The sequence below is a fragment of the Rhizocola hellebori genome (assembly GCF_016862955.1).
Classification (GTDB): domain Bacteria; phylum Actinomycetota; class Actinomycetes; order Mycobacteriales; family Micromonosporaceae; genus Rhizocola; species Rhizocola hellebori.
On the sequence record NZ_BONY01000151.1, the window covers coordinates 1 to 10,527 of the forward strand.

9 protein-coding genes are annotated in these 10,527 nt (G+C 67.1%); 4 read left to right on the forward strand and 5 right to left on the reverse strand.

The window, feature by feature from the left end:
- Positions 1 to 35: 35 nt before the first annotated feature.
- Positions 36 to 902, reverse strand: a complete 867-nt coding sequence (locus Rhe02_RS48440) for a phosphotransferase enzyme family protein (protein ID WP_308442086.1) — start codon at positions 900 to 902, stop codon at positions 36 to 38.
- 172 nt (positions 903 to 1,074) lie between these two features.
- Between Rhe02_RS48440 and Rhe02_RS48445 the strand changes: the two genes are divergently transcribed.
- Entirely contained in the window at positions 1,075 to 1,767 is a 693-nt protein-coding gene (locus Rhe02_RS48445) for a Crp/Fnr family transcriptional regulator (protein ID WP_203915367.1), read from the forward strand.
- Between the two features lie 76 nt (positions 1,768 to 1,843).
- Here Rhe02_RS48445 and Rhe02_RS48450 read toward each other — a convergent pair whose 3' ends face one another.
- The gene (locus tag Rhe02_RS48450; protein ID WP_203915368.1) at positions 1,844 to 2,146 is read right to left on the reverse strand and encodes a hypothetical protein; all 303 of its coding nucleotides are present in this window, start codon (positions 2,144 to 2,146) and stop codon (positions 1,844 to 1,846) included.
- A gap of 165 nt (positions 2,147 to 2,311) precedes the next feature.
- Between Rhe02_RS48450 and Rhe02_RS48455 the strand changes: the two genes are divergently transcribed.
- Positions 2,312 to 5,695: an ATP-binding protein gene (locus tag Rhe02_RS48455; protein WP_203915369.1), complete on the forward strand. Its 3,384-nt coding sequence runs from the start codon at positions 2,312 to 2,314 to the stop codon at positions 5,693 to 5,695.
- Here the strand turns inward: Rhe02_RS48455 and Rhe02_RS48460 are convergent.
- The gene (locus tag Rhe02_RS48460) at positions 5,681 to 6,358 is read right to left on the reverse strand and encodes a lysophospholipid acyltransferase family protein (protein ID WP_203915370.1); all 678 of its coding nucleotides are present in this window, start codon (positions 6,356 to 6,358) and stop codon (positions 5,681 to 5,683) included. The two genes, Rhe02_RS48455 and Rhe02_RS48460, sit on opposite strands and share 15 nt — an antisense overlap.
- An 85-nt stretch (positions 6,359 to 6,443) precedes the next feature.
- On the opposite strand from Rhe02_RS48460, the gene Rhe02_RS48465 reads away from it, so the two are divergent.
- Positions 6,444 to 6,926, forward strand: a complete 483-nt coding sequence (locus Rhe02_RS48465; protein ID WP_203915371.1) for a hypothetical protein — start codon at positions 6,444 to 6,446, stop codon at positions 6,924 to 6,926.
- A 71-nt stretch (positions 6,927 to 6,997) separates the two neighbouring features.
- Here the strand turns inward: Rhe02_RS48465 and Rhe02_RS48470 are convergent, their stop codons facing one another.
- Both Rhe02_RS48470 and Rhe02_RS48475 read right to left on the reverse strand, forming a co-directional pair.
- Positions 6,998 to 7,780: an alpha/beta hydrolase gene (locus Rhe02_RS48470; protein WP_203915372.1), complete on the reverse strand. Its 783-nt coding sequence runs from the start codon at positions 7,778 to 7,780 to the stop codon at positions 6,998 to 7,000.
- A complete protein-coding gene (locus Rhe02_RS48475) occupies positions 7,780 to 9,177 on the reverse strand; it encodes a flavin-containing monooxygenase (RefSeq protein WP_203915373.1) in 1,398 nt (465 codons plus the stop codon). Before Rhe02_RS48475 ends, Rhe02_RS48470 begins: the two co-directional genes overlap by 1 nt.
- Before the next feature lie 46 nt (positions 9,178 to 9,223).
- Between Rhe02_RS48475 and Rhe02_RS48480 the strand changes: the two genes are divergently transcribed.
- Entirely contained in the window at positions 9,224 to 9,910 is a 687-nt protein-coding gene (locus tag Rhe02_RS48480) for an endonuclease/exonuclease/phosphatase family protein (RefSeq protein ID WP_203915374.1), read from the forward strand.
- Positions 9,911 to 10,527 lie beyond the last annotated feature (617 nt).

The window sequence follows — 10,527 nt, forward strand, 5'->3', positions numbered from 1 at the left end:
GGCCACACCGCGCGAAAGCCGGCGGCGCTGCGATTTCAGACGGTTAGAGCTTGGTGGGCGTCGTGGAGGCCTTTGCGGTTTTCTTCGTTGTTCTCGCGCATGACCCGGGCGGCGAAGAAGTCGGCCTGCACCGCCCAGCGGAAGTTGAGCAGGGTCGGCAGCGCGGCCTCGATCTCGGCCATCGGCACCACCCCGGTGGCCGCGTAGGCGTTGACCAGGCCTGTGGCGCATTCGATGCCCCCGGCGTACATGACCGCGGAGGCGAGGTCGTAGACGAGCGGGCCGGAGACCACCGAACCCCAGTCGATAATGCCGATCCGCCCGGTGGTCTGGTCGAGCAGGAACGCGCCGCAGGAAGGGTCGCCGTGCAGGGTACCGAACGTGAGCCTGTCGGTGACCTGCAGCTTTTCCAGCGTGTGCACGGCACGGGTCACCGCGGGCCGCAGCCACGCCGCGATGCCCAGGTGGGCGGCCTCCGGCCGGACCCAATGCCACGCGGGCAGGCCGGGATGGGTGAAGCCGGTGAGTGCTTGATGGGCACGGCCGAGCCGATCACCCCACCACTGTTGATCCACTGGGTCGGCGGCGTCCAGGGCGCGCCCGTCCACAAAATTCATCAATCCGAGGACCTGTCCCTCGATCGGACACGACAGCTGACCATCGATGGCCCGCACCGGCCGGCCCGCGTCAAGATTGCGCTGGTGGAGGTGTTCCGCGGCGCTCAGACCGGCCTCGAATTGATTGCGCGCAGCGTGAGGCACTAGTTTCGCTACGTATCGGTTGCTACCGGCACTAACCAACCAGGTATCGGAGGTCATCCCTCCGGTCAATACAGAGAAGCCGTCTGGCCGAAGGTGCCAAGATGTGCGAAGCACCGCCCGGATCGTATGGTCAGCCAGCACTCGCGGATTATGGCACGCGTCTGACGCGTGGGTAATCCGCGATTGGACGATGCTCCGGTCGATGGGGTAGACGGGGCGACGTGGTCAGGCGATGATCTGACATGCGCAGGTAAAAGGCGGTGCGTGCCGTCAACCGGAGTTTCCGGGGGGACGGCAAGAAGGGGATGGGCGGGTGGAGATACGCAACCCAGAGCCAGCGGACGCTCTGACTGGGGTGGAGTTGTTCGCTGGGCTTGAACCAGAGGTGAGGCAACGGGTGATAGCCACCGCGGTGCCACGCCAGTTTCGCAAGGGACAATTGCTCTTTGTCGAGAACGATCCTGGCGATTCACTGATTGTGCTCAAACGCGGCTCTGTCGCGGTATTCCGGACCTCCCCAACCGGGGAGCGCGCTGTGCTCAGCGTGCTACGGCCACCGGAGGTTTTCGGCGAAGTGTCCCTTTTGGACGGTTCGGCGCGTTCTTTGTCGGCGGAAGCGCTGGAAGACTGCTCTGCGCTCGCGCTCTCGCGCGGCGCGTTCATGGAGCTGATCCACGCCAACCCGCGAATTCTGGACGCGGTGATGCGGTCGCTCGGTGCCCTGGTCCGGCGGCTGACCGAGCAGAATGCCGACCATGTCTTCCTCGATCTGCCAGGTCGGGTGGCCAAGACACTGGTCCGGTTGGCAGGCGAGAGCCAGGCGCCAATGATCACGATCGAGTTGAACCAGAGCCAGCTGGCCGAGATGGCAGGCGGCTCGCGGCAAAGCGTCAATCAGGCCATCGGGTCGTTCGCCAGCCGCGGCTGGCTGCGCACGGAGGGCCGCCGCATCGTGGTGATGGACGTTCCAGCGCTTCGGCGCAGAGCCGGGATGGCGGATCGCTGAACGCGATCCGCCACACCCGAGCGCATTCTCTTCCGCTCAAGGCGATGTGCCGCGCGTTTGCTTGGCACGCGCCTGATTAGTCGTTGCCCGTGCCGGTGGGGCCGACGTAGTCGCCGTCTTCATCGGTCGGGCCGACGTAGTCGCCGTCTTCCTCGGTTGGGCCGACGTAGCTGCTCTTCTCGGTGCCGGTGGGTCCGACGTAGCCGTCCTCTTCGCCCCCGGTCGGCCCGACATAGGCCTGTTTGGGATCAGTCATGTTCTCCACCACTCCTTGCTCTTCCAGCTCGGCGAGGGTAATCGCATCGATGTCGACCACGTCGCCCGCGTTGAATGGCCTCCCGAATGGGTCGATCCAGGCGACTGCCAAACGCACTAACATCGCTCGCGCCTCCACGCCAATCGTTCAGCGATCAGTGCCACGAGACTCTATCCGGGTGTACGGCATCTGAAAGGCCCGTGTCGGTTTGGCTACACAGTCATCTCACCAGTACCGTCGTTGCCTTGGCTGGGTAATACTTAACGCTCCGCATGACCTGGTGGAGATGTGAACACCTCGACCTGTACCAACTGCTCCCGAGTGGCCGGACCGGAGGACAAGTTCTGCGGCGGCTGCGGAACACGCCTGACCCGAGCGTGTGTCCATTGTGGACGAACACTGGCGATCGACGCCTCTTTCTGCACGTCATGTGGGGCTCGGGCAGACTCGGCGGAAGCTCCGGCCAATCGTGAGGACAGGCGCCGCATCACGGTGCTGTTCATCGACATGGCGGGTTTCACCTCCTTCTCGGAACTGGCCGATCCGGAACAGATCCGCAAGCTGCAGCAGGAATATTTCAACTCGCTGCGCGATGTGATCCGCCAATACGGCGGTGTCATCGAGAAATACATCGGCGATGCGGTGATGGCGATTTTCGGCGCGCCGATCGCCACCGAAGACGATCCGCTTCGAGCCGTCCGAGCGGGCCTGGAGGCCCAGCGCGTGCTGAGCCGTGGCAGGCTGGGCCAGCTGGCCACGTTCCGGGTCGGCATTGCCACCGGCGAAGCTCTGGTCGATCTGACCGCCGCCCATGACGGCGGCCAAGCCATGGTCTCCGGCGATGTGGTGGCCACGGCTTCCCGGATGCAGACGATCGCCCCCGACGGCGGGGTGTTGGTCTGCGACATCACCTCCGACGCCACCAAGCACGAGATCGACTACGCCGAGCAGCCCCTGCTGACCCTGCGCGGGCGCACCCAGCAACGGCGTCTGTTCCTGGCCCTGTCCGCGCGGCTGCATCGCCGTGATCGCGACGAGTCGACCCCGATGGTCGACCGGGAGCAGGAGCGCGGTCTGCTTGTCACCGCCCTGCACAGCATGATCCGCGACAACAGCTCGCAGCTGGTGACAATCTTCGGCCCGGCCGGGATAGGCAAGAGCCGGGTGCTTCGCGAGCTGCGCCGGCATGCCGCGCGGATTCCGAAAACCAAAGTCAACTGGAAGGTGGGCCACTGCCCGCCGTTCGGCGAGAACGTCATTTACGCGGCGCTCGCCGAAATCGTCAAGGCCCAGCTGGGAATCCTGGACACCGATGACGACGCGACCACTCGGTCGCGTTTGGACACCGCATTGCGCACGATGGTCAGCGAGCAGGAGGCGGCCCGCCTCGCCGACGCGCTCGGCCCGCTCGTCGGCCTGCCCACGACCGGGCTTGGCCAGGACGAGACCGAGCTGGCGTGGCGGCGGTTCATCCAGGTGATGGCCTCATCACGGCCGACCGTGCTCGTCTTCGAGGACATGCACTGGGCCGACGACCGGATGCTGCGCCTGGTCGAGATGCTCGGCAGCCTCGGCTCGGGGGTACCCCTGCTGGTGATCGCGACTGCCCGTCCCGAGCTGCGCGAAAGGCGTCCGGATTGGACCACCGCGGTGACCGGCGCGGTGTCGCTCTCGCTTGGCCCGATGCACGATGAGCACATCGCGACCATGTGCGGGTTGATGTTCGGCCAGGCCGTCTTCCCCGAGGAGGACATGGCCCCGCTGGTCCAGCTCGCGGGCGGCAACCCGCTCTACGCGCACGAGTTCGTCCGCATGCTGGTGGAACGAGGCGAGCTGCGCCCGATGGGTGAGCAGTGGACGCTGAGCGACCAGAACAGGACCACCATGCCGCAGACGGTGCAGGCGGTCATCGCCAACCGTCTCGATCTGCTCGACCCGACCGACCGGGCCGTGCTGCAGGCCGCGGCTGTGGTCGGCACCCAGTTCTGGCCGGGGGCCGTAGCCGCCGCGCTGAGCACCTCCACCGACGTCGTGGTGCGTTCGCTGCAGCGGTTGCAGCAACGCGATCTGGTCACCGAGCACTCCGCCTCGGTGATGGCCGGCCAGCTCGAATACGGCTTCCGGCACGTGCTGGTGAGAGACGTGTGTTACCAGCGGCTGCCCCGCACCGAGCGGGTGAGCCGTCACCAGCGCACGGCCGACTGGCTGGAACGCGTCAGCGACAACAACCGCGCCACCGACCTGACCGAGGTGCTGGCCAACCACCGCTGGGCCGCCCACGAGATCGCCCGCACCCTCGGCATGGACACCGCTCCCTACGCGTTCGCGGCCCGCGCCGCGCTGCACCACGCCGCCCGCCGCGCCTACGCCCTGCACGCCCGCGACGCCGCGGCCGCCTCGGTCGAACGCGCCTTGAGTATCAAGCTCCAGCAAGATCCGACCCTGGAGCTGCTTGCTGCCGAGCTGGCGCTTTTCGGCAACAGCGACGCCTTCATCGACAGCGGCGGGCTGAGCAAGCTCAAGGATCTGTCCGCCACACTGATCCGCAGCGGGGACGGCGGCGGCGCCGCACGCGCACAGACCCTGCTCGGGATGGCCGCTTTGGCCCGAGCCGACCGCACCGCCGCACTGTCCTATCTGGACGAAGCGGTGGCCCGCTATGAGTCCATGCCGGAGAGCCTGGAACAGGCGGAAGCCTTGCTGGAGCTGGCCCGAGGGCACATGATGAACTTCGAGGCCACCCCGGCGATCGCGGCCGCGGAGGCGGCTGCCGACATCGGTGACCGGCTGTCGCTGGCCGAGGTGCACGCCAACGCCCGCATCACCTCTGCCGTTGCCAGGTTCATGATTGGCGCGGTCGGCTTGCGCGAGCTGGAAGCAGTCGTCGATCACTGCCGCAGCCATCAGCTCGTCAGCCATCGCCGCGCCATGCAGAATCTCGGCTGGGCCTGCCTTGAGGAGGGCGACATCGGCCGCGCCGATCGCGTGCTGACCGAGCGGCAGAGCATCGGGGTCTTTGGCGTCACGCTGGACACCAGCTTCGGCAACGAAGAACAGCGCACCTTCTGGGCCGGTGACTGGCGGGGCCAGATAGCGGCGACGACCGCGACCATGCGCCGCCCGGCAGCCGAGTGGGATCCGCATCCCGTTCTCGTGACGGCCTGGATTCGCGAGCTGCGGGGCGAAGTGGCCGACGAAGACGCGGTGCTGAGCGTGCTGCGCTATGCCCGCCAGAGTGGATTTCACCGGCCCTTGCGCACCGCCACGGCCAACGCGGCGTTCTGCCGCGCCATCCAGGAACGGTTTGAGGAGGCGGAAGAGCTGCTGGCCGAGCTCGATCAGGATTGGCGCTCGGCGATCTCACTGCCCTCTGCCGAGTGGGTCTCGGCCGCCGCTAACGCAGCATTCCTGTTGGGCCCCAAGGTTATCGCTCGTGTCCGCGCCATGCTGCAGCTGACCCCGCGGCGCACGCCGTGGGTGGAGGCGGCACTGGCGACGATGAACGGCGACCACCTCGACGCGGCCGGCCTTTACGGGAAGATCGGCAGTCTGAGCGACCGCGCGCTCAGCCTGGCCTGGGCGGCCCGCACCGCCAAGCTCGACCTGCCCGACAGCGCCGAGCTGGACGACTTCATCAACCGCAACAGCGCGGTCAAGCTACACCATCGCTAGCTTGGCCTTCTGGGCATAGACGTCGACGTATTCGCGGCCGGACAGCTCCATCAGCTCGAACATGATCTCGTCGGTGATGGCGCGTTCCACCAGCCGATCGCCCAGCCGTCCCGCGTACCGTCCAAAGTGCATCGGGGCGCCGAAACGGATTTTCACCCGCATCAGTTTCGGGATCAGCTTTCCGGTGGGCTGGATCACGTCGGTGTTGAGCATCGCCACCGGAACCACGGGCGCGCCGCTTTCCAGTGCGAGCCGCGCCACACCGGTTTTGCCGCGGTAGAGCCGGCCGTCGGGCGAGCGGGTGCCCTCCGGGTAGATCCCGGCCAGGTTTCCCGACCTCAGCACGCGAAGCTGGGTGTCCAGCGCGGCCCGTGCCGCGTCGCCGCCTGTCCTATCGACGGGGATGCATCCCGTACCCAGAAAAAAGCTTTTGGTAAGCCAGCCTTTGAGCCCTTTGCCGGTGAAGTATTCCGCCTTCGCCACGAAGGTGACCCTGCGTTTGACCACGAGCGGCATGAAGATCGAGTCCGAAAACGACAGGTGATTGCCGGCCAGAATGGCGGGACCGGTCGATGGGACATTCCTGAGGCCCTCCACCTGCGGGCGAAATATGAGCCGCAACAGCGGGCCGAGGACGATGTACTTCAGCAGCCAATAGAACATCTGATCTCACCGGGGACGAGGGACGGCATATCAGGACGCCATGAGCCTACTGCCGCCGCTGTGCTCCGCGTGTCAGACTGGACGCGTGCCGAGCCCTGACAGCCATGACCAGCAACCTGACTCGTCACGATCAGAGCCGGATCACATCGATGCCGAGTTCGCCAGGATCGTGGCCGGCTTCGATGCGGCCCCTGACTGGCCGGCCAAGGAAGCCCAGCCTGAGCCGAAAGGCCCGATCTGGCCCGTGGGCGGGCCGGTGCTCAACCAGCCATCGCTGCTGGACGGGCTGGACACCTTCGGTGCGCACCTGCCCGACGATACGCCGGAGACGTTTGTCCCACCCCCGGCCCCGCCGCTGCCGCGCGTCCCTTTCCCAGCCATCCTCTCCGTGATCGCGATCATCGTGGGCTTCGTCATCTTCTTCGACCGTGATCTTCTTCCGGTCTCCGGCGGCGTGAGCATGCTGCTCGGCCTGGCCGGCGTCCTCGGTGGCGCCGCAGCACTGATCATGCGGCTGCGCCCCGGCGGTGAAGAAGACGAGCCCTACGACGACGGCGCCGTAGTTTAAGTGCTTGTTGCACCTTGCTTCGCACGCGCCAGAATCGCAGCTGCCGCTCGTTGCTTCGCACGCGCCGGTATTTAAGCTTTTTCCAGCCAGTCCAAGATCGCGTCTATCGGCTCGCGCCAGCGGGCGTCCAGCATGAGATCGTGTCCCATTCCAGGGAACAGCAGGGGCGCGCCACCGTATCGCCGGGCCACCTTGCGCACCGCCGAGTCGTGCACTATCCGGTCGTCCGGGCTGCCCACCACGAGCACCGGCGGATCGCCGACGGGATCCTCCGGATTGCGCCCGGCGAGCAACTGCCACTGCGCCTTGCGCGACGCGCGGCCCAGCCGTTTGGCATAGGTGCGGCCCTGGCTTGACGGCAGCTCCCTGCTGAACAGCTGATTCGCCGACAACCGCAGCCTGCCACCGAAGAGGGCGGGCAGGCAGATCAATGGGTTGCGTAGCGCCGTCGACGGCCCGCCAAAAACAGGAGCCACCAAAACCCCTGCCTTTGCTGGGTACCGGGCCAGCGCATGCGCGGCGGCCAATGCCCCCGCGCCGTGCCCCACGATCACCGCGCGTCGCGGCAGGCTCGCCGCGACCTGAGCCACGTCGTGCGCGTATGCGCGCAGATCGGCCTTGGGCGCCGGTGCGCTGGCGCCGTGGCCGCGCAAACTCATCGCATACGCGGGGAAGCCACGATCGGCCGTGTGTTCCAGCCAGTGCTCGGCGAAGACCCAGGCGGCGTGGCCGAAGCCGGGCACGAAGAGCACGGGAGGCTTGCCCAGGTCGGCCTCGGGCGTGGCGCGAAGCACCTCGCGGCGCGCGGGCGGCACGGGGAACGCCCATTCGCGTGTCCTGATCACCGACAGCATTAGGGGGTGGCCTCCTGCAACAGCTGGTCGATCGCCTTCAGGTAGGTGACGTGGCTGACCTCGAACCAGTGCCGGGACGAGTTCTTCACGTTCGCCTCCGTCCAGCGTCTGTCCACTTCGGACTCAAGTTTGCGGTGCAACGCGGAAGCCTTGACCGGCGCGGCTTCCCGCAACCGCATCAGCTTGGCGAAGGCCACGGTTTGCCAGTGCACCAACGGAAACAGCCCCGAGTCCGGTTGCAGCAGCCCGGCCACGGCCAGGGTCGGGTAGCGCTTGGCGAACACGTGCAACGCCAGCCGCGGCTTGCCCTGCGGATCCGTGTTGAGCAACGCCGGATCGAGGAACTCGAAGGCCGGGCTGTAACCGGTCGCCAGCACGACCAGGTCGGGCTCGATCTCCTCGCCGTTACTCAGCTCAACACTGTTGCGGTGGAAGCGCTTGACGTCGGGCACGGGGGTGATCGAGCCGTGCCCGAGGTAGTAGACGAGCTGGCTGTTGGCGATCGGATGGGTCTCGTAAAGCTTGTGGTCTGGCTCGGGCAGCCCGAAGCGGGTCAGGTCGCCGACGGTCGAGCGCATCGTCTTGGCACCCAGCCATTGCCGCATCCGCAGCGGCAGCCGTAGCCACAGCATGAGGTCGTTCACCTGATCGGCTGGGCGGCCCAACGCGAACTTCGGCGCGTACCAGTAGCCCCGGCGCGTGGAGTGCCAGCACCTGGCCGCCTGCTGCGCGGCCTCGACGGCGATGTCGCAGCCGGTGTTGCCGCCGCCGATGACGAGCACCTTGCGGCCCCGCAGCTGCGCCACGTCCTTGTAGGCCGACGAGTGGATCGTCTCGACCTTGAACTCGGCCAGCCCCTCATAGTCGGGGCGCTTCGGCGACCAGTTGTGCCCATTGGCGATGATCAGGCCTGCGTACCGGTGGATGCGCTCGCTTCCATAACCCGCCGTGCCGCGGGTCGTGACGTCCCAGCGATCCCCTTCGGCCGGCTCCGCCTTGACCACCTCGGTGCCGAACCAGATGTGCGGCCGCAGCTCAAAATGGTCGGCGTAGTGATCCAGATAGGCCAGCACCTGGGTGTGCTTGGGGTAGTCGGGCCACTCGTCGGGCATCGGAAAGTCGGGGAACTGGGTGAACGGCTTGGAGGAGATCAGGTGCGTGCTGGCGTACATCGGGCTGCGGTTGTGCCGCCAGTTCCACGCCCCGCCCACGCCGGTCTCTCGCTCGTAGCAGTCGACTCCGAAGCCGTGCTCCTTCAGATTCTTGATCGCGGTCAGGCCGCTCGGCCCGGCGCCGATCACGCAGATCGTGGCGCCGCGGTCATAGACCGGAACTCCGTCACGCCATGCCGTAGCCGCCGCGGCGTCGAATCCTGTTGGTCCAGCCGTGTAGCTCACCCGGGCATCTTGCGTGATGACCGCATTGATTGTCCAGTGCGGTAACTTGCCTGGTGTGGGAGTGCCACTACGGATTGTGTCCTACAACGTGCATTCGCTGCGCGACGACCTCGACGCTCTCGCGTCTGTGGTCCGCGAGCTGGCCCCGGACGTGGTCGTGGTCCAGGAGGCCCCGCGCCGATGGCGCTGGCGCACCAAGTGCGCCGCACTGGCCCACTCCTTCGGCATGCTCGTCGCCGAGGGCGGCCTGCCCAGCCTGGGCAACCTCATCGTGACCAATCTGCGGGTCAAAGTGCTCGACTCCTGGTCGATGCGCTACCCGCTGACGCCCGGCCGGCACATGCGCGGCGCCGCCTTCGCCCGCTGCGCCGTGCCCGGCGCCGCCCCCTTCGTGGTGGCCGGTTCCCACCTGTCCACCGACGAGGCCGAAAGACCCGCGCAGGCCGCGCTCCTCAAACCCGCCCTCGACGCGTGCACCGATCCTGCCCTGCTGGCCGCCGACTTCAACGAGTCCGCCGATGGCCAGTCGTGGCCCTTGCTCGCCTCATCGCTGATCGATCCCGGCGGCCCCAACACCTTCCCAGCCCACTCCCCCAACCGCCGCATCGACGCCATATTCATCGACCCCCGTCTAACCATCGCCTCCTACCACGTAGTCGAAAACCCCCTAACCACCCGCGCCAGCGACCACCTCCCCGTAGTAGCCGACCTCCTCCTCCCCACCACCGCCTAGCCAGCGGCGAAGAACCCGAGCACACACACAACGCCGGCGGCGAGGGAGTCCCTCCGCGGCACCTACATCTCTGGATTAGGCAGGCAACGCAGAGATGCAGGAGCCACAAAGAGCAATGGACGCCTCGAGACGACCGGAGAAGACCACCGATAAACCGGGCATGCCTGGGCCAGTGGTGAGGGGGTCCATGGCAGCTACATCTCTGCATTAGGTGGGCGATGCAGAGATGTAGCTGCCACAAGAGCAGCAGCCGCCCCGAGACAACCGGAGAAGACCACCGATAAACCGAGCATGCCTGAGCCGGTGGACGAGGGGTCCACGGCAGCTACATCTCTGGATTAAGTGGGCGAGGCAGAGATGTAGCTGCCACAGGAGCAGTGGGCGGGCCGAGACGACCGGAGAAGACCACGGAGAAACGGAGCATGCCTGGGCCGGCGGTGGGGGTCCGTGGCAGCTACATCTCTGGATTAGGTGGGCGAGGCAGAGATGCCGGGGGCGGCGCAGAGATGCCGGGGGCGGCGCAGGGCTGACGCGGGCGGCGCAGGCCTGGCGCGGGCGGCCGGGCGTGGCGCGGGCGGCCGGGGGTGGCGCGGGCGGCCGGGGGTGGCGCGGGCGGC

Excerpts from the sequence above, each read along its gene's own strand:
- Rhe02_RS48450 (WP_203915368.1), bottom strand. The coding sequence starts at position 2,146 with ATGTTAGTGCGTTTGGCAGTCGCCTGGATCGACCCATTCGGGAGGCCA.
- Rhe02_RS48460 (WP_203915370.1), bottom strand. The coding sequence starts at position 6,358 with ATGTTCTATTGGCTGCTGAAGTACATCGTCCTCGGCCCGCTGTTGCGG.
- Rhe02_RS48470 (WP_203915372.1), bottom strand. The coding sequence starts at position 7,780 with ATGCTGTCGGTGATCAGGACACGCGAATGGGCGTTCCCCGTGCCGCCC.